Source organism: Alcaligenes sp. GW821-FHT11D07, from assembly GCF_058808495.1.
Map to the genome: position 1 here is coordinate 915,449 of NZ_JBXART010000002.1, position 18,984 is coordinate 934,432.

Sequence of the window (18,984 nt, forward strand, 5' to 3'; positions counted from 1 at the left end):
TTATGTTCAATGATTCAGAAAAGCCATTTGGCGTTTTTCAAGAATCCTGAATAGTCCCACCAGGATAAAGGACACGCTCAGATAAATCAGGGCAGCGATCCCGTAGGAGGTAAAGGTCTGGTAAGTAGCCGCATTCGCATCCCGTGCGATCTTGAGCAGATCGGGCACGGTGGCGGTAAAGGCCAAGGAGGTTGCATGCAGCATCAAGACCACTTCATTGCTATAAGCCGGCAGTACACGGCGTAGCGCCTGGGGCAGGATGACGCGTCGGTACAAGGTCCAGCCAGACATACCATAGGCGCGGGCCGCTTCGACCTCACCGGAGGGCATGGAGCGGATGGCACCAGCAAAAATTTCGGTGGTGTAGCCCACGGTATTGAGCGTCAGGGCCAGAATCATGCAGTTAAAGCCGCTCAGGAAAAAGGCTTCCAGAGCAGGCACGGACTTGATGATGGCCAGCTTGTACATGGCGGTGTAGATCAGCAGGATCTGCACGTACAGGGGCGTACCACGGAAAAAGTAGGTGAAGGCGCCAATGGGGCGCGATAGCCAGGCTTTACCGGAGACACGGGCGATGGCTAGAAAGACAGACAGAAAAAAACCGATGGTGACCGAGATCACCAGCAGCCATAGCGTCATGGCCAGACCCGAGAGCTGCCCATTGCTTTCAAACAGATAGGCGCGCCAGAATTCGTTCAAGACATCCATTAGAACTGCGCTCCTTTCACGCCGATGTTATAGCGTCGCTCCAGATAGCTCAGTCCAATATTGCTAAAGGCAGTCAGGCCCAGGTAGATCAGGGCGGTGATACCGACAAACAGAAAGGAGTTAAAGGTGGCGTTACCCGCGTTTTGTGCAATCTTTACCACATCACTTAGGCCAATCAGGGACACTAGCGCAGTGGATTTGAGCAAGATTTGCCAGTTATTGCCCAGACCGGGCAGGGCATAGCGCATCATTTGTGGGATCTGGATGCGGTGCAGAATTTGCCAGGCGCTCCAGCCACAGGCTTTGCCTGCCTCCATCTGTCCTTTGGGAATGGCCATCAATGCACCCCGAAAGGTTTCGGCAAAATAAGCGCCGTAGATAAAGCCCAGCGTGACGACACCCGCACCAAAGGGATTGATCTCGATCATGTCCCAGTCCAACCAGTCGGTCAGCTCATTGAGCCAGATTTGCAGGCTGAAAAAGAACAACATCAACAACACCAGATCCGGAACACCACGAATCAAGGTGGTATACAAACCGCCCGCCCAGCGCAGTGGCGAGCGGCGGGACAGTTTCATCAAGGCAGCCGCCAGGCCCAGCACCAGAGATACCAGCAGCGACAGGACTGCCAGCTTGATGGTCTCCCAGGTGCCTGCCAGCAACTGTGGCCCATAACCGTAAAGCAACATGGTCAGATATCCAGGTCAGGGCGCGATGCGAATGTTTTCTTTTTGGAAGTACTTGTCGGCGAAGCTCTGCATGGTGCCATCGGCCTTCATGTCGCGCAGGACTTGATCAACGGTTTGCTTGAGTTTTTTATTGCCTTTGCGAATGCCCATGGCAATGGGTTCGTTCAGGATAGGGCTGTCGTCCACGGTGGCGCCCGTCAGTTCAAATTCCGCACCAGCTGGCTTCTTTAAAAAACCTTCCACGGCATTTTGAGCTTCCTGGAAGGTGGCATCGACACGGCCACCGGCCAAGTCATTGAACGCGTCGGTGTAGCTGGGGTAGGCCACCACAGTGATGCCATTATTAGCCCAGTTCTGGCGGGCGTAGGTTTCCATGGTGGTGCCTTGCTGCACACCCACGCGCTTGCCTTTCAGGGATTCGACCGTGGGTTCCAGGCCGCTGCCTTTGCGGGCTGCCAGACGCACGGGAACGATATACATGGGTTCGCTAAAGTCGATGACTTTTGCACGCGCCTCAGTGGCGGTCATGGTGGAGTTGGCCAGGTCGAACTTGCGCGCTTGCAGGCCGGGGATCAGGCTGTCAAAGGACTGGTCAATCCAGACGCATTTGGCTTCCAGCCGTTTACAGATTTCATTGCCGATGTCGATGTCAAAGCCTTGCAGCTCGCCGCTGGGGTCCAGATACTCAAAGGGCGGATAGCCAGCTTCAGTAGCAAAGCGGATTTCGGACGGCCCGGCTGCGTGGGCAGCGGGCACCAAGGCACTGCAAAAAGCCACCATCAAGAGGCGGGCAAGCATTTTGTTCATGTGGGTAACTCCGGCAAATATCGACTAGCTTGTGGCATTCAATACAAATTCGGCCCTGCTGATGGAGGGCCGAAGAAAGACTGCAAATTTAACCCGTACGCCTTACTGGGGCAATGCGGGTTCCGCCCTAGGCAGTACGCAGCACTGATTGATGTAGCCCATGACCTCGTTCAGATCATCGGTTACGACCAGCAAATTCAGGTCTTTGGGGCCAATCAAACCCATCTCCATCAATTGGTCACCAATCCAGTCGATCAGGCCGGACCAAAAGGAAGTGCCGATCAGTACAATGGGTGCGGGTGGTACTTTGCCTGTTTGAACCAGGGTCATGACTTCAAACAGCTCATCCAGGGTACCGAAGCCGCCGGGCAGGGCAATATAGGCCCAGCTGTGCATGAAAAAGGTGGCTTTGCGCGAGTAAAAGTACTCGAACTGCAGGCTTTGAGTCTGGTAGGGGTTGTTGGTGGTTTCATGGGGCAAGCGTATATTCAGGCCAATACTTTGCCCGCCTGCTTCATAGGCGCCTTTATTGGCTGCTTCCATCAGGCCAGGGCCACCACCGGCAATCAGGGTGACGCCGGCTTCGGCCAGACGACGGCCCAGCTCTTGAGCCAGTTCGTAGTAAGGATGGCCGGGTTTGATGCGAGCGCTGCCAAATACACTGACGCCAGCACCCATTTCTTTTAATGTATCGACCGCAGTTTGCAGCTCCTTCATGATGGTAGGAATCTGCTCAGAGGCCGGTAAACGGACGATTTTATTGTTAGACATGAAAAAAACCTTGTTGCTCGTTGATGGTTCCAGCTATCTGTACCGAGCGTACCATGCGATGCCCGATCTGCGAAACGCGCAAGGCCAGCCCACAGGCGCCTTGTACGGTGTCATCAATATGCTGCGCCGCTTGCTACAGGATTATCAGGCGGACTATATGGTGTGCGTCTTTGATGCCAAAGGCCCCACCTTCCGGGACGATCTGTACGACCAATACAAGGCTAATCGACCTTCCATGCCCGAGGATATGGCTGTTCAGATAGAGCCTATTCACAAAGCAGTACGTGCCATGGGCTGGCATCTGATTTGTCAGCCCGGCGTCGAGGCCGATGACATCATTGGTACGCTGGCCCGTCTGGCGGCTGAAAATGGCATTGAAACCGTGGTCTCCACCGGGGACAAGGATTTGGCCCAGCTCGTCAATGAGCATGTGCAACTGGTCAACACCATGAATAACGAGAAGCTGGATGTAGACGGCGTCACCGCTAAATACGGTGTACGCCCGGACCAGATTATCGATTATTTGATGCTGATTGGCGACACTTCGGACAATATTCCCGGTGTGCCCAAGGTCGGCCCCAAGACTGCTGCCAAGTGGCTGGGTGAATATGACAACCTGGATCAGTTGTTGCAGCACGCCGACAAAATCAAGGGTGTGGCTGGCCAGAACCTGCGCGACTTCAGCTCTAATTTTGAAATGACGCGCAAGCTGGTGACGGTCAAGCTGGATTGCGATGTGCCAGGCTTCACGGGCGATTTTGCTGCCCTGACTCCAGAGCCGCGAGACAAAGCGGTCTTGAAAGATATTTACGAGACCTACGGTTTTCGCACGTGGCTGCGTGAGTTGACCGATGACCCCGATCGCGTACCGGCACAAGATGCCCGTGTAGAAGCGCAGATACCGGAGGCCCCGGCTGAACTGGATTACCAGACCGTCACCACCGAGGAGCAATTGCAGTCTTTGCTGGCCTTGCTGGAAAAGTCCGATCTAGTCGCTTTAGACACAGAAACAACTTCGCTCGATCCTTTGCAGGCGCGTTTGGTGGGCCTGTCCGTATCGGTCAAACCTGGGCAGGCTTTCTATGTGCCTGTGGCCCATCGGGGCTCCTTGGATGTCGAGCAGCTGGACAAAAAACTGGTGCTGGAAACCTTGCGTCCCTGGCTGGAAAACAAAGCAGCTGCCAAGGTTCTGCATAACGCCAAGTACGACACGCATGTGTTGCTCAATGAAAAAGTAAGTTTGCGCGGTATCCAAGAGGACACCATGCTGCAAGCTTATGTCTTGCAGTCGCACAAGCGAGTCAGTATGGAAGAGCTGGCTTTGCAATGGCTGGGCCTGAAAGGCGCTTCCTATGAAGACATTTGCGGCAAAGGTGCCAAGCAGATTTGTTTTGATGAGGTCGATATCCCAGTAGCGTCGCAATATGCCTGCGAAGATGCAGACTACACCTTGCGTCTGCATCATTGCCTGCGCCCTCAAGTGAAACAGGAAGAGGGGCTAGAGCGTATCTATTTGCTGGAGGTTCAGGCCTCTGACGTGCTGACTATAGTGGAGCGCAATGGCGTCAAGATTGACGTTCCCACCTTGGCGCGTCAAAGCCACGAGCTGGGCCAGAAAATGCTGGAACTGGAAAACAAGGCCTATGAGCTGGCCGACCAGCCCTTCAATATGAATTCGCCCAAGCAGGTTGGCGAAATTCTATTCGGCAAGCTGGGCATTCCGGTAGTGCGTAAAACCGCCAGCGGTGCACCGTCCACCGATGAAGATGTTTTGACGCGGCTGGCGCAAGACTATCCTTTGCCGCAAGTCCTGCTGGAATACCGTGGCCTGTCCAAGCTCAAATCCACGTACACCGACAAGCTGCCCAAGATGGTTAATGCAGAAAGTGGCCGCGTGCATACCCGGTATGCTCAAGCTGCGGTGATTACGGGCCGCTTGGCGTCCTCTGATCCGAACTTGCAAAACATTCCCGTGCGTACTGCTGAAGGCCGCCGTGTACGAGCTGCATTTGTCTCGGACCTGGGTAAGGTGGTTTCGGCTGACTATTCCCAAATTGAATTGCGTGTGATGGCACATGTGTCAGGCGATAGCAATTTGCAGCAAGTCTTTGAGCAGGGCGGGGACGTACACACCGCCACGGCTGCCGAGATTTTCGGGATTGATGCCAAAGACGTTAGCTCGGACCAGCGTCGTGCTGCCAAGGCAATTAACTTTGGCCTTATTTACGGTATGGGCGAATTCGGCTTGGCCAGCAATCTGGGTATTACTCGTGATGCGGCCCGTGCTTATATTGATCGCTACTTTGCTCGCTACCCCGGTGTCGCCAGCTACATGACTCGCATCAAGGCCCAGGCCCATGAGCAGGGTTATGTGGAAACCGTATTCGGTCGCCGTCTGTGGTTGCCTGAACTGAAAGGCGCGAAAGGGCCGCGTATGGCGGGTGCTGAACGCGCCGCGATTAACGCACCCATGCAGGGCACCTCTGCCGACTTGATCAAGATGGCCATGGTGGCGGTGCAGCGTTGGCTGGAAGAGAAAGGCTTGCGTACGCAAATGGTCATGCAGGTACATGATGAACTGGTATTCGATGTACCCGAGGACGAGCTGGATGTGCTGCGTGAAAACTTGCCTGGTTTGATGTGCAATGTGGCCAAGCTGGATGTGCCCTTGCTGGCCGAGGTAGGGGTGGGCGATAACTGGGAACAGGCTCACTAATAGTGACAGGCGCTGTTAACGCATAGCCACGGCGGCTGAGTCAGCAAGATAGCCTTAGCCGGCTGCTATAAAAAAAGGGCGACATGGATATGTCGCCCTTTTTCTTTTGCCCGGCAGAACCTAGTCGTCGTTGGATCGAACACGGTTGGGGAGCAGTTCGTCGTGCTTGGCCAGAATCGGGTAGGCGGCAGCACTGACCAGATAGGAGTTGATTGTGCGCACATCGCGCAAAATCTCCAGGTATAGAGAGCCCTGTTCGGCCGAATCCAGCTGGCCGGATTTGATCTTGCGGATATGACGGTCTGCGGCGGCTACTTCCAGCTCGCGGAAGAAGTCTTTTTCAAAGGCCAGGAAACGGGCTGTTTTCACATCCTCGGCTACAAACAGTGCCGCTGCCTGACGTTGGTTGCGGATCAGCCTGTCCATGACCTTACCGATTTCCGCTTGTTCTTCCGTTTGCAGAATCCAGCCTTGCTTGCGCAGCTTGGCCGTATGACTCAGCAAGCCATTCACGCTAATCGTGGCCGCATGCGAAATATTGGTGGAGAAGGTCAGAATATCGTTCAGGCGACGCGTGTCTTTTTTGCTCAGGTTTTCTTGATCGAGACTGGCCAGATAGGTGGTGATCAAGGGTTCCAAGCGGTTGACGGCATTGCTGATGTAGCGTGCATGGTTAATGCTCTGCGCACTATTGTTCAGCATGTTCTGGCGGGCGGTGTCCAGAATCTCCTGCAGCATGTCGGACAGGCGCAGCGCTTCACGTGAGGCATTGCCCAACGCCACTGCAGGGACTTCCAGTGCGGACTGGTCCAGATACAGCGGCAGGCCAGGATCGTCCGGGTCGGTGCGTCGGGGCAGGTAACGGCTCAGCAGTCGGGAATAGGGCTTGAGCAAGGGCAGGAACAGCGCTGCTACCGCCAGGTTAAAGAAGGTGTGGAAGTTGGCCACCGCGCGTGCCGGGTCATCGGTAAACCAGCCCATCAGATCAGGAATCCAGGGCAGGATAATCATGCCGATCAAACAGCCAAACACACGTGTGCCCAGGTTGCCGATGGGCAGGCGTTTGTTGGCTGGGTCTTTGGTGCCGCCCGCGCCTTCCAGAATCGGGTTGATAGCGGTACCTACGTTGGCCCCCAGAACCAGCGCATAGGTCAGTTGCGGGTCCATGTGCTGGTGGCTGGCCAGGGAAATGATCAGCACCACAATGGCCACGCTGGAGTGTGCGGCCCAGGTCAGCAAGGCGGCCAGCAACATGCCGGTCATGGGGCTGCCTGCCAAGGCTTCCAGAATGGTTTGCAGCAGGGGAGCATCTTGAATGGGCGAGAACAAGCCCACCAGCTCATGCAAGGACAGCAGCAAGAGGCCCAAGCCAATAAAGACACGGCCCAGGTCACGGCGGCGGCCCGGCTCCTGGGAGCGGAATAACCAGACTCCCAACAGAATCAGGGCAGGGGCCAGGGCTGTCATCTTGAAAGACAACAATTGCACGATCAGCGTCGTGCCTACATTGGCGCCCAGCATGGCCGCCAAGGCCGGAACCAGGGCGACCATGCCGGTGGCTGCAAAGCTGGTGATCATCAGTCCGGTGGCGGTACTGCTTTGAATAGCGGCCGTAATGGCGGCACCGGCAAAAAATGCGCGGCGGGGGCGCCCCAAAGCGTGTCCCATCCAGACGCCTAGTTCGGCGCCGAAGGCACGCTGCACACCACTTTGCACCATGTGGATTCCCCACAGAAGCAAAGCGATGTATCCCCCGAAATCGAGAAGTGCGAAGATTTCTTTCATTGCTAAATAATAGCCCAGCGCATCTTACAAGCGTGAGTCGTATGTCACCGTGCAGCGATTAGTTGTTGGAGGAGCGCTGCGCACTCATCTGCCAGGGAGCCGTCGCAGTGTGCCTGACCGGGATTCTCTGTGGGGCAGTTGGCTTATTTTCTCCATCGAATCTTCATCTTTCTGTGCCACGATGCGTGCATGAATAGGCTTTCTACTTCAGCCCGGCTGGTGGGTATTTCTTTATTCGTATCGATGAGCAGCTTGGCGCAAGCCCAGCCGCAGGCGAAGGTGTTGCCGCGCGCGGATGGCAGCCTCATTAACTATTATCTTCAGCCGCCTTCTCAGCCTCCAGAGGGAGAGCAAGAACTGCTGCTGATCGTGCAGGGCTCCGATTGCAATAGCGTTGGACACAAGGCGGTGGTGTGGCAGACCTTGTCGCAGGCACGTCCCCAGGCCCACGTACTGGCTGTTGAGAAATACGCGCTGACGATGGCCTTGCCCTACAGCGATCAGGCGGAACGAAGCGATTGCCCGGCTGCTTATGTTCAGCACGATGGCCCCAAACAGCGGGTGGCCGACCTGAATGCCGTGTTAAAGCGGGTGCTGGATCAGCAGGCTTATCGCCATGTGTTTGCCCTTGGTGGCAGCGAAGGCGCTGTGATTGTGCATATGCTGGCCGCTGAACAGCCCGGTCTGGACGCCGCTATCAGTTTTAACGGCGGCGGTCGTTGGTTTGAAGAGGATGTGCTTCATAGCGCAGCAAGGCAGGATATGCCAGCAGAAGACAAGCAAGCCATGCTGGCAGGGCTGCGTGGTTTTCTAAGCCAGGCTAGAGACGGTATGGACACGACGATGAGTGACCATGGTCGTATCTGGTGGCAAGAGATGTTGAACATCGATCAGGCGACGCTATTAGGCCGCATCCGTATTCCCGTATTGGTGATTCAGTCTGGACGCGATACCTCTGTGTCCCCGGAGGCGGCGGTCCGGATGCTGGCTCAGGTCGATAACAAACATTTGTCGTGGCGCAGCTACCCCGATCTGGATCATGGCCTGAATCAGCCGGACGGGCAGTCAGCGATGGCGAGCGTGGTTGCGGATATGGCGCAGTGGCTGAATCAAACTGTGTTAACGAAATTTTAATTGGAGTTGTGAATGAGCAAGACAGTCTTGCGTGCGGCGGTACCTGATGATGCGGCAGAGTGCCTGCGTATTCGTGGCCTGACCCGCGAGAACGCGTTTTCCGAACAGGACTTGGCCGATTTGGGTATCACTCCTCAAAGTTGGGGCGAAGGTATAGCGGATGGCAGTTGTCCCGGTTATGTCGCGATGGTGGAAGACAAGATGGCAGGCTACTGCTTTGCCGACAGTGAAAGCGGTGAAATCATGGTGCTGGCACTCTTGCCCGAGTATGAAGGCTTGGGTTTGGGTCGCAGCTTGCTGGAACGCATGGTGCTGGACTTGCAGCAACGGGGTTTCAAGCGCTTGTTCCTGGCCTGCAATAGCGATCCCCAAGTTCGATCCTACGGGTTTTATCGCCATCTGGGCTGGACGGAAAGCGGACAACGTGACGAATTTGGCGACGATATTCTGGAGTACCACTTTGCTGCCTGAACCACGGGCAGATAAAGAAGGCGAGTATGTCTGATGAGACCCTGATTGATTTGAGCCAGGATGTGGCTACGCTCAAGACGCTGTATGCGCCCTTGCAGCACCATTTTCGCGTGCTGGATGTGCCCACCTTGCCCTTTGCCATTCTGGATGGAAAAGGCGTGCCTGACCGCTTGCTGGTAGGGGCGGCAATTCGGACCTTGCAAACGGCTATTGAGCCTATACGGCGTGAAGCGCGCCAACGCATGGGACGCGCTTTCGTGGAAGCACCGGTGGAGGTCTTGTATTGGGCCGCTGACCCACAGGATCTGGTCGAAGGACGGCGGGAGCGTTGGCAGTGGCGTGTACAAATTACCCTGCCTGTGTGGGCCGATGCCTTGCGTCTGGAGCAATCCGTTGCGCTGATGCGTCCTGTCCTGGGAGAGCAGCCCGTACTTCGCTGGGAAACAGTGACCGAAGGCAAGTGTGTACAGGTGATGCATGTGGGCTCCAGAACGGAGCTGTCGGCCATGCTGGATTACTTTTACACGGTGCATTTGCCCAAGGAGGGCTTGGAACCCCTGGGCGTGTATCACGAAATCTATATGGATGACGGATACAAAACGGCTTCGGGAAGTAGCAAAGTTATTGTGCGCCAGCCCGTGCGTTGATCCTGCATTTTGTAGTCGCTCTATAAAAACACCCCGAAAGCGGATGAGCTTTCGGGGTGTTTTATTGATGCCTTGCCGCCAAGGCGGCTTGTCAGGTTTTAGACCGACTGAGCGTTTTGCAAGGCGTGAATACGGGCAGGAATAGGTGGGTGGGAGGAAAAGAGGGCGCTGATTGCACGGCCACCCGAAATACCCGCCGCTTCAAAGTTCTTGGGCAGCTCGCCCGGAGCCATGCCACCCAAGCGGGCCAAGGCGTGAATCATGGGCTGACGCGAACCCAGTAGTTGAGCGGAGCCTGCATCGGCACGGTATTCACGCTGACGCGAGAACCAGGCCACGATGATGGACGCCAGCACGCCGAAAATCAGTTCGAACACAAAGACCGAGGCGTAGTAGCCAATACCCACATCACGTTCGTTGCGCAGCAGGACGCGATCGACAAAGTAGCCAGCCAGACGAGCCAGGAAGATCACAAAAGTATTCACCACACCCTGGATCAGGGTCAGGGTCACCATATCGCCATTGGCAATGTGCGCCACTTCGTGACCCAGCACGGCCATCACTTCTTCTTCAGTCATGCCGCGCAGCAGGCCGGTAGACACGGCCACCAAGGCGTCGTTCTTGAAGGCACCGGTAGCAAAAGCATTGGGCTCGCCATCGTAAATAGCCACTTCAGGGCGGCCAATGCCAGCACGGTCCGCCAATTGGTGCACCGTGTCGACCAGCCAGGCTTCTTCTGCGCTGCCGGGGGCGTTGGGATCAATCACGCGGGCGTTCACGCTTTGCTTGGCCATCCATTTGCTCATCAGCAAAGAAATAATGGCACCGGTAAAGCCGATGATGGCCGAGAAAATCAGCAATTGCGTCAGGTCCAGACCTTGTGCGTTCAGGTAACGTCCCACACCCAGAATATTCATGGAGGCGCTTAGCACCAGCATGACGGCCAAGTTGGTTATTAAGAAAAGGACAATTCGTTTCATGAATGCAGATTCCGGAATGACAGAAAAAATCGTGATCGTGTCAGCACGATCCGTGCAAATTTTAGCCTTGATTTCAGGCGTGAAAACAAAAAATTCAGCTTTCAGTCAGCTTTTGGGCAGAGCCACTTGCCAACAAGCCTGAGTACTGTTGTGTAAGTGTTCTGGATATGGGGTTAAGGGGCCATATTTACAAGGTGGGGGAGTATAGTAATGGCTTTCCCTTATACAGAATCTTGGTTTGATCACATGCAGTCATTATGGATGCTGGTAGCCTGCGCCATGTTTGCCATTATGGGGGCCTGTGTCAAAGTGTCCGCAGATGCCGGGGCGTCGATGGCACAAATCGTTTTGTTTCGGGGAGTGCCCTCCGTCCTGCTCTTGGTGTTTTGGGCCAAAAGCCGCGGACTGAGGCTGGCACCTCAAAGCTGGAAACTGCACATACGGCGCAACGTATCCGGTGTGAGCTCCATGTGGCTGGGTTTTCTGGCACTGGCTAACCTGCCTTTGTCGACCGCTGTCAGCCTGAACTACACCGCTCCCTTATTTATTGGTTTCTGGATGCTTGCCTGGGGCGGCACCCAGCGTGATCCTGTGCGCCTGATTGCCGTGTTATTGGGTTTCCTGGGTGTGGTTGGAGTTCTTCGCCCCAGCATCACCCCCGATCAGTGGTGGGCTGCCATGCTAGGTTTGACAGCCGGCGCCCTAAGCGCAGTGGCCATGATGCAAGTGCGAGCTCTAGGGCGCTCGGGAGAGCCCGAATGGCGCACGGTTCTGCTCTTTTCCTGTTTTGTGGTTTGTTCCAGCGCGGTTGGTTTGCTGTGGGATGGCTGGCGTGAGCTTAGCTGGCGCGCTTGGCTGGCTTTGCTGGGCGTAGGCTTGTCCGGTTTGTTTGGTCAATTGACCATGACGCGTGCTTTTGGTCTGGGCTCGGCCTTGTTGACCGCAGCGTTGCAATACACCACCATTATTTTTGCGGCCCTGATTGGCATTGCCTTCTGGGGTGACGTACCTGACTGGCTCGCCTGGGCAGGCATGGCATTAATTATTGGGTCTGGTTTGTTGTCGGCCTGGCGTACCTATAGCGAGGATCGTATCTTGCGAGGCCAGAACGCAGCAGCAGAGCAGGCTCCCGTCAAGGAGGCATAAGGTGTTCGAATTTCTGATTAGCGCAGAACAAGTCCAAGCCAATCTGAATAATTCCGATTATTTGATTCTGGATGTGCGCCACGATTTGGCAGACCATCAGGCAGGGCGTCGTGCTTACGAGCAGGGCCATATTCCCGGTGCCGTGTTCCTGGACCATGAGGTGGACCTGGCAGCGCCCAAGACGGGCTCCAATGGCCGTCACCCTTTGCCCAGCCGCCAGGAACTGGCGCAGTTATTGCAGAAACACGGTCTGCGTGATGGCATGCAGGTGGTCGTTTATGACGCCCAGGGTGCTTTGTTTGCCAGCCATGTGTGGTGGATGCTGCGATGGCTGGGGCACCCTCAAGTCGCCATTCTGGATGGTGGCTGGCAAGCCTGGCAGCAACTGGGTGGCGCCGAGCAAAGCGGTGCAGCTCAGGCGGCTCAGGCTGCCTCTGGTTTGAGCATCCCGGAACAGCCCGCCATGCCAACGGTGAACACCGATCAGGTGCTGAAAAATCTCTCTACGCCGGTGTTTACCGTTCTGGATGCCCGTGCCGCAGAGCGCTATCGCGGTGATGTGGAACCTATGGACCCGGTTGCCGGCCATATTCCCGATGCTATCAACCGCTCGCACGTGAACAATCTGGGCGAGCAAGGGCGTTTCAAGTCTCCCGAACAATTGCGTCAGGAATTTACGGCGTTGCTGGGCCAGACTCCTGCGGAGCAGGTCGTCCATCAATGTGGTTCCGGTATTACAGCTTGTCACAATCTTTTTGCGATGGAACTGGCCGGTTTGCCCGGCTCCCGTATTTACCCCGGTTCCTGGAGCGAGTGGGTTAGCGACGCCAGCCGGCCTGTGGCTCGTAGTTAAGGCTCGTAGCAAGCGCCCGCCTGCTTGGACAAGCCGCCCCAGGGCGGCTTTTCTGTTTGTACGCGACTGTCTGGCGCAGGCTCCCGTACAATGCCACTTCCAATCGGGCGTCAGGTGGTCCGGACAGCCCTTATTGATCAGGAATAGTTATGGTTAAATCTCGCGATGATAATCAAAGCGCCCAGGCGCCAGCCCAGCAGGATTTCGAGTCCGCTCTGGCACAACTGGAAGCGCTGGTCGCTCGTATGGAAAGCGGAGCACTACCGCTGGAGCAGGCTTTGCAAGCTTATGAGCAGGGCGTGGAATTAGCCCAGTTATGTCAGCGCAAACTGGACCTGGCGCAAGAGCAGGTCAGCGTATTGCAAGGCAATTTGTTGCGTCCCTTGTCCGGGGATGAGGCAGTTGGAGATAGTTAAGATGAGTTCTACCAGTTTTTCTGATTGGCTTTCCGCACGGGTTGAGCAGACCGAGGCGGCACTGGACCAGCTATTGCCACCAGTTAGCCAAGAGCCCAGCCGTTTGCATGAAGCTATGCGCTACTCCGTATTGGGTGGCGGCAAGCGTGTACGTGCTGCTCTGGTGTATGCCGCTGGTGAAGCGGCACTGCAAGGCAAGCCTATGGCTGCAGCGCAGTTAAAGGCTCTGGAATTGGCCGCTGCCGCAGTGGAACTGATCCATGCCTACTCCCTGGTGCATGATGATCTGCCCTGCATGGACGACGACAAATTGCGTCGCGGGCGTCCCACGACCCATGTGCAATTTGATGAAGCCTGCGCCATGTTGGCAGGCGATGCCTTGCAGCCTTTGGCTTTCGAGCTGCTGGCGCAAATGCCTATTGCCCCTGCACTGATTGTGCAAGCTATCACTCAGTTGGCTCAGGCCGCTGGTAGCGCTGGTATGGCGGGTGGTCAGGCGATTGACTGCGAAAGTGTGGGCATTGCTCTGGATCGAGACCAGTTGCAAGAGATGCACAGCATGAAGACAGGTGCCATGTTGCAGGCCAGCGTTTTGCTGGGCGGCATCGTAGCGGGCGCTTCGTCTACAGTGCGCAATGGCCTGGAAGAGTATGCTCAGGCTGTTGGCCTGGCCTTTCAGGTCGTAGACGATATTTTGGACGTGACAGCGGATACGGCCACGCTAGGTAAAACGGCGGGTAAAGATGCTGCTGACAACAAGCCGACCTACGTATCTATCCTGGGGATGGATGGTTCGCGGGAATTGTTGGGGGCTTTGAATGAGCAGGCGCAACTGGCCTTGCGTCCGTTGGGACCTGCCGCAACACGCTTGACGCAGCTGGCAGACTACATCGTCGGCCGCAATCACTAAGCCAGGCAAGCTGGTCTTGATACAAGACTGGCTTGTGTAATAGGGCCTTTGTGGCCAGAATGGGACGCCCGGCTTGCTAAGGACCTGGCTCCTGTTCTACAGGTTTAAGCTTTCTAAGCCTTAAGTTTTTCCAGGTCGGTCTTGATGCTCCTGTAGCTGGGCTTGCCACGCAACTTTGGCACAGGCAGCGAAGCGTTTTACAATAGCCGATTGGCGATTGTTTTTAGACAGTCGTTTCACTTATTTGCCCGGATAGACGTCTTTTAGTATGACAACTGTTTCCCTAGAGCAGATCCACTCTCCCGCCGACTTGCGCCAGCTTGATCCCCGTGATCTTCCCGAGCTGGCCCGCCAATTGCGCGAGTTTGTTCTGCAATCCGTATCCAAAACCGGTGGGCACTTGTCGTCCAATCTGGGCACGGTTGAGCTGACTACTGCCTTGCACTATGTGTTTGAGACACCCCACGACCGTATCGTGTGGGATGTGGGGCATCAGTCCTATCCGCATAAAATTTTGACGGGTCGCCGCGAGCTCATGTCCGGCTTGCGTCAGCAGGACGGTATTTCCGGTTTCCCCAAGCGTTCCGAGTCTGAGTACGACGATTTTGGCACTGCGCATTCCTCGACTTCAATCTCTGCGGTGTTGGGGATGGCCGTGGCGTCGCGCAATGCCGGTATCGAGCGCCAGCATATTGCCGTGATCGGTGATGGCGCCATGACGGCCGGCATGGCCTTTGAGGCTTTGAACAATGCGGGTGTCACGCCGGATGTAAATGTGCTGGTGGTGCTGAACGACAACGATATGTCGATCTCCCCGCCTGTGGGCGCTTTGAATCATTATCTGGCACGTTTGATGTCGGGCCGTTTTTACGCAGCCGCCAAGAACGTAGGCCGTGCCGTGCTGCAGCATGTGCCGCCTGTTCTGGATTTGGCGCGCAAGTTCGAAGGACACGCCAAGGGAATTTTGACCCCGGCAACCTTATTTGAGGAATTGGGCTTTAACTACGTGGGCCCTATCGACGGTCACGATCTGGATGCCTTGGTAGATACCTTGAGCAATCTGCGTGAACTGGGCGGTTTGCAGTTCCTGCATGTGGTTACGCGTAAAGGTCAGGGCTACAAGTTGGCGGAGGCCGACCCGGTGCTTTATCACGGCCCCGGCAAGTTCGACCCTTCAGTGGGGTTGGTCACGCCAACTACCAAGCCGCGCCCGACATTTACGCAGATTTTTGGCCAGTGGCTTTGCGATATGGGCAAGCAAGATCAGCGCCTGTACGGTATTACCCCAGCCATGCGCGAAGGTAGCGGCATGGTGGAGTTTGAACAGCAGTTTCCGCAGCGTTATTTTGATGTGGGCATTGCCGAGCAACATGCAGTGACCTTTGCTGGCGGTCTGGCCTGTGAAGGACAAAAGCCGGTAGTCGCGATCTACTCCACTTTCTTGCAACGTGGTTACGATCAGTTGATCCACGATGTCGCCTTGCAAAACCTGGATGTGACCTTTGCCCTGGATCGCGCCGGAATTGTGGGGGCTGACGGGGCTACGCATGCCGGTAATTACGACATCGCGTTCTTGCGCTGCATTCCGAACATGGTGGTTGCAGCCCCATCGGACGAAAATGAAACCCGTTTGCTCTTGACCTGTTGCTATCAGCATCCTGGTCCCAGCTCGGTGCGTTATCCGCGCGGGGCCGGTATTGGGGCGGCGGTCGATCAGGAGCTCAATACGGTTCCCTTGGGCAAGGCCAATTTGCGTCGTCAGGGTAAAGACCTGGCCATTTTGGCATTTGGTCCTGTGTTGCACGAAGCCTTGAAAGCAGCCGAAGCACTGGATGCTACGGTAGTGGACATGCGCTTTGTGAAACCCCTGGACGAAGGCTTGTTGCAGGAACTGGCACAAAGCCATCAGGCTTTTGTAACGGTGGAAGAGGGCTGTTTGATGGGTGGGGCCGGAAGCGCTGTGCTGGAATTTGTCAGCCGCGATTGCCTGACCATGCCGGTTTTGCAGTTGGGCTACCCGGATCAGTTCATTGACCACGGCGACCAAAAGAAGCTGGCTCAGGATCTGGGACTGGATGCAGCGGGTATTGAACGCTCTATTCGTGAGCGTTTCTCAAGCTTGTTTGAGGCTTGATGCAATTTCCGCTCATTTGAGGCATTAAATACCTCAATATGCGCGTAGTTATTAAGGTTATCGAACCTCGCTTGCGATAAGCGTAAGATAATAATTCATTATTGTTTTTATTTGCGGTTGCGGCTCTGTCGTAGCTGAACCTGATGGATATGAATACAGTGTCGGAATCGCCTTTGGTCATGCCAGATGTGCAAAGCAGCATGGACACACGTCGTGTTGCGATTCAGCGCGTGGGTGTGCGCGGGGTGCGGCATCCGATGATGCTGGACCTGCAAGGACAGGCCGTGCCTACCGTGGCGCAATGGGAGTTGACGGTGGCCCTGCCACCTGAAGAGAAAGGCACCCATATGTCGCGCTTTGTGGCCTTGCTGGAAGAATACCGCCGTCAAGCGATGACGCCAGTCGGTTTCGTTCAGATGGCTCAGGCCATGTTGCCTTTGCTCAATGCGGGTCGGGGTGACATCACCGCTACCTTCCCCGTGTTTCTGGAAAAAGTGGCCCCCGTGTCGGGCGTGGCCAGCTTGATGGATTACACCGTCAGCTGGACGGCACGCGTCGGCGTGGATGCCGAGCCGGAGTTCGAGCTGTCCGTGCTGGTGCCTGTCACCAGCCTGTGCCCTTGCTCCAAGGCTATTTCTGAATACGGTGCGCATAACCAGCGTTCGCACGTTACCGTGCAAGCGGTGTTTGCGGACCCGGCTGCCTTGGACCTGCCTGCCTTGATCAAATCGGTGGAAGAGCAGGCCTCCTGCCAGCTGTGGGGCTTGTTGAAACGTACTGACGAGAAATACGTCACCGAGTACGCTTACGACAATCCTAAATTTGTTGAAGACTTGGTGCGCGATGTCGCGGTCAGCGTTCGTGGCTTGCCCGGAGTGTTGCGTTATAGCATCGAAGCCGAGAATTTCGAGTCAATTCATAACCACTCTGCCTACGCAAGCGTGCAGGGATAAGGCTTTTGGCTTGTCAGCCAGCCTTTCTTGGTGCTAGTATCTATGGTTTCTTGCTCGACCCGGAATGAATGGGCGGGCTGTCGCGCTTGGTGCCTGGCTGTTTTGACAGCAGGTAGTAGGCGATATCCACAAGGAGTTGTTCCATGCGTCACTACGAAGTAGTGTTCATTGTGCATCCCGATCAAAGCGAGCAAGTGCCCGCCATGATCGAGCGCTATTCGGCGATTGTCACTTCCGAAGGCGGTGCTATTCACCGTCTGGAAGACTGGGGCCGCCGTCAACTGGCATACCCAATCCAGAAACTGGTTAAGGCTCACTACGTGTGCCTGAACATCGAATGCGGTCAGTCCACACTGGACGAACTGGAGCATTCCTTCCGCTACAACGACGCTATCTTGCGTTACCTCGTCGCTGGCACGAAGAAAGCCCCTGAAGGCGCTTCGGTCATGATGAAGTCTGTCGAACGCGAAGAAGCACGTAAAGCAAGCACCGAAGCCAGCGCCCCTGTGGCCGCTGAAGCTGAAGCTCAAGCTGAAGAGTAATAGCTCCGACTACGTGAACCAGTTCACCCTTGACGGGCAGCTTATCGATATCAAGCCGTTGCGTTATACGCCGGCCGGTGTCCCTGCCCTGGAATTGGTACTGGAACACGAATCTTCCGTAATGGAAGCCGGCCACGCCCGGCAGATCGCTTTGGCGATGCAGGCAGTGGCTCTGGGTAATAATGCGCTGGGTCTGGCAGACACTCCTTTGGGAGCTCGTTTGCAACTACAGGGTTTTATTGCTCCCGCCCGCAAAGGCTCGACGCGTCTGGTGCTGCATGTACAGCAATATCAGCGTCATTTTGCCGGGCAGGGCTCTGTTACGGTTTGACTGGTCTGGCTCAATCGTCGCGAAGTGTTCAACACCTCGCTTCACACTGAATTCTTCCGGGCACTGCCCGGTTACTAACGAGGCACAAAATGGCTTTCCGTAGAGGCAAAGACAAAAAACGCAAATTTGCACAACAGAACCCACTGTTCAAGCGCCGCAAATTCTGCCGCTTCACCGTCGCTGGCGTTGAAGAAATTGATTACAAAGATCTGGACACCCTGCGTGATTTCATCCAGGAAAATGGCAAGATCATTCCTGCACGTTTGACGGGCACTAAAGCTCACTACCAGCGTCAGCTGGATACCGCTGTCAAGCGCGCCCGTTTCCTGGCTCTGTTGCCGTACACCGACAACCACAAATAATCCAGAGGAACCTTAGTCATGCAAGTTATTTTGCTCGAAAAAGTCGCCAACCTGGGTAATCTGGGTGATGTGGTGCGCGTACGTGATGGTTACGCTCGTAATTTCCTGTTGCCACGCAAAGTTGCTCGCCGTGCTACGGCCGCTGCTCTGCAAGAGTTCGAAGCACGTCGTGCCGAACTGGAAAAGCTGCAAGCTGAAAAGCTGGCCGCTGCTCAGGCTCTGAACGAAAAGCTGAACGGTCAAACTTTCACACTGGTTCAAAAAGCCGGCGTGGACGGCCGTTTGTTCGGTTCCGTGACCACCATGGACATCGCCACTGCATTGAACAATGCTGGCTTTGCTGATCTGGTCAAGACCCAGGTTCGTCTGCCAGACGGTCACCTGAAAGCTATCGGCGAGTACCCTGTTCAGGTTGTTCTGCACCCTGACGTTACCGCTGAAATCAATGTTGTAGTTCAGGGCGACGTAGCCTAAGACTAGTACGTTGACGCATGGTACATTCTTTCTTGGAGTGTATCTGCCAAGCTCAAAAAAGCCGGTGCAAGCCGGCTTTTTTGTTGGCTGTTCAGACCAGTGCTGAACACGCCGCGATGCGGCCTAGCTCCGTATCGCTTCATATACTGGCAGGC

General features: G+C 55.6%; 20 protein-coding genes. 14 read left to right on the plus strand and 6 right to left on the minus strand.

Going from position 1 to position 18,984, the window contains the following annotated elements:
- Positions 1–6: 6 nt before the first annotated feature.
- From hisM to AC1RSM_RS12760, 4 genes are all read right to left on the minus strand, one after another.
- Positions 7–708 (minus strand): histidine ABC transporter permease HisM, encoded by a 702-nt coding sequence (hisM, locus tag AC1RSM_RS12745; protein WP_492932905.1) that lies wholly within the window; start codon positions 706–708, stop codon positions 7–9.
- Complete coding sequence (locus tag AC1RSM_RS12750) at positions 708–1,397, minus strand: ABC transporter permease (RefSeq protein ID WP_492932906.1); 690 nt, start codon at positions 1,395–1,397, stop codon at positions 708–710. The genes hisM and AC1RSM_RS12750 overlap by 1 nt, the downstream gene beginning before the upstream one ends.
- A gap of 15 nt (positions 1,398–1,412) precedes the next feature.
- Complete coding sequence (locus tag AC1RSM_RS12755) at positions 1,413–2,204, minus strand: ABC transporter substrate-binding protein (protein WP_492932907.1); 792 nt, start codon at positions 2,202–2,204, stop codon at positions 1,413–1,415.
- A gap of 102 nt (positions 2,205–2,306) precedes the next feature.
- Positions 2,307–2,975: an LOG family protein gene (locus tag AC1RSM_RS12760; RefSeq protein WP_492932908.1), complete on the minus strand. Its 669-nt coding sequence runs from the start codon at positions 2,973–2,975 to the stop codon at positions 2,307–2,309.
- On the opposite strand from AC1RSM_RS12760, the gene polA reads away from it, so the two are divergent.
- A complete protein-coding gene (gene polA / locus AC1RSM_RS12765; protein WP_492932909.1) occupies positions 2,974–5,691 on the plus strand; it encodes a DNA polymerase I in 2,718 nt (905 codons plus the stop codon). The two genes, AC1RSM_RS12760 and polA, sit on opposite strands and share 2 nt — an antisense overlap.
- 120 nt (positions 5,692–5,811) lie before the next feature.
- Here the strand turns inward: polA and AC1RSM_RS12770 are convergent, their stop codons facing one another.
- Complete coding sequence (locus tag AC1RSM_RS12770; protein WP_492932910.1) at positions 5,812–7,476, minus strand: Na/Pi cotransporter family protein; 1,665 nt, start codon at positions 7,474–7,476, stop codon at positions 5,812–5,814.
- Positions 7,477–7,665: 189 nt separating this feature from the next.
- Between AC1RSM_RS12770 and AC1RSM_RS12775 the strand changes: the two genes are divergently transcribed.
- The 3 genes from AC1RSM_RS12775 to AC1RSM_RS12785 are packed head-to-tail and all read left to right on the plus strand — an operon-like array spanning position 7,666 to position 9,728.
- On the plus strand, positions 7,666–8,610 hold the full coding sequence (locus AC1RSM_RS12775; protein ID WP_492932911.1) for an alpha/beta hydrolase: 945 nt from the start codon (positions 7,666–7,668) through the stop codon (positions 8,608–8,610).
- A gap of 12 nt (positions 8,611–8,622) precedes the next feature.
- Complete coding sequence (locus tag AC1RSM_RS12780) at positions 8,623–9,081, plus strand: GNAT family N-acetyltransferase (protein ID WP_492932912.1); 459 nt, start codon at positions 8,623–8,625, stop codon at positions 9,079–9,081.
- 26 nt (positions 9,082–9,107) lie between these two features.
- Entirely contained in the window at positions 9,108–9,728 is a 621-nt protein-coding gene (locus AC1RSM_RS12785; RefSeq protein WP_492932913.1) for a GyrI-like domain-containing protein, read from the plus strand.
- Between the two features lie 98 nt (positions 9,729–9,826).
- On the opposite strand, the gene htpX is transcribed toward AC1RSM_RS12785, so the two are convergent.
- On the minus strand, positions 9,827–10,708 hold the full coding sequence (htpX, locus tag AC1RSM_RS12790; protein WP_492932914.1) for a protease HtpX: 882 nt from the start codon (positions 10,706–10,708) through the stop codon (positions 9,827–9,829).
- 246 nt (positions 10,709–10,954) lie between these two features.
- Here htpX and AC1RSM_RS12795 point away from each other — a divergent pair, with 246 nt between their 5' ends.
- The 10 genes from AC1RSM_RS12795 (at position 10,955) to rplI (ending at position 18,829) form a co-directional block, all read left to right on the plus strand.
- Complete coding sequence (locus tag AC1RSM_RS12795; protein ID WP_492932915.1) at positions 10,955–11,854, plus strand: DMT family transporter; 900 nt, start codon at positions 10,955–10,957, stop codon at positions 11,852–11,854.
- 1 nt (position 11,855) lies between these two features.
- Positions 11,856–12,707, plus strand: coding sequence for a sulfurtransferase (locus tag AC1RSM_RS12800; RefSeq protein ID WP_492932916.1), 852 nt, complete (start codon positions 11,856–11,858; stop codon positions 12,705–12,707).
- Positions 12,708–12,856: 149 nt separating this feature from the next.
- Positions 12,857–13,123 (plus strand): exodeoxyribonuclease VII small subunit, encoded by a 267-nt coding sequence (locus AC1RSM_RS12805; protein ID WP_003802451.1) that lies wholly within the window; start codon positions 12,857–12,859, stop codon positions 13,121–13,123.
- Between the two features lies 1 nt (position 13,124).
- Complete coding sequence (locus tag AC1RSM_RS12810) at positions 13,125–14,033, plus strand: polyprenyl synthetase family protein (protein WP_492932917.1); 909 nt, start codon at positions 13,125–13,127, stop codon at positions 14,031–14,033.
- A 268-nt stretch (positions 14,034–14,301) separates the two neighbouring features.
- Positions 14,302–16,167: a 1-deoxy-D-xylulose-5-phosphate synthase gene (gene dxs, locus AC1RSM_RS12815; RefSeq protein ID WP_492932918.1), complete on the plus strand. Its 1,866-nt coding sequence runs from the start codon at positions 14,302–14,304 to the stop codon at positions 16,165–16,167.
- A gap of 149 nt (positions 16,168–16,316) precedes the next feature.
- Positions 16,317–17,120 carry a GTP cyclohydrolase FolE2 gene (gene folE2, locus AC1RSM_RS12820; RefSeq protein WP_492932983.1) on the plus strand — a complete coding sequence of 268 codons (804 nt, stop codon included), beginning with the start codon at positions 16,317–16,319 and terminating at the stop codon, positions 17,118–17,120.
- A gap of 143 nt (positions 17,121–17,263) precedes the next feature.
- Positions 17,264–17,662 (plus strand): 30S ribosomal protein S6, encoded by a 399-nt coding sequence (rpsF, locus tag AC1RSM_RS12825; RefSeq protein WP_492932919.1) that lies wholly within the window; start codon positions 17,264–17,266, stop codon positions 17,660–17,662.
- A 13-nt stretch (positions 17,663–17,675) separates the two neighbouring features.
- Entirely contained in the window at positions 17,676–17,993 is a 318-nt protein-coding gene (gene priB, locus AC1RSM_RS12830; RefSeq protein WP_492932920.1) for a primosomal replication protein N, read from the plus strand.
- Positions 17,994–18,082: 89 nt separating this feature from the next.
- Complete coding sequence (gene rpsR / locus AC1RSM_RS12835) at positions 18,083–18,355, plus strand: 30S ribosomal protein S18 (protein WP_003802444.1); 273 nt, start codon at positions 18,083–18,085, stop codon at positions 18,353–18,355.
- Between the two features lie 18 nt (positions 18,356–18,373).
- Positions 18,374–18,829, plus strand: a complete 456-nt coding sequence (gene rplI, locus AC1RSM_RS12840; protein ID WP_492932921.1) for a 50S ribosomal protein L9 — start codon at positions 18,374–18,376, stop codon at positions 18,827–18,829.
- Positions 18,830–18,984 lie beyond the last annotated feature (155 nt).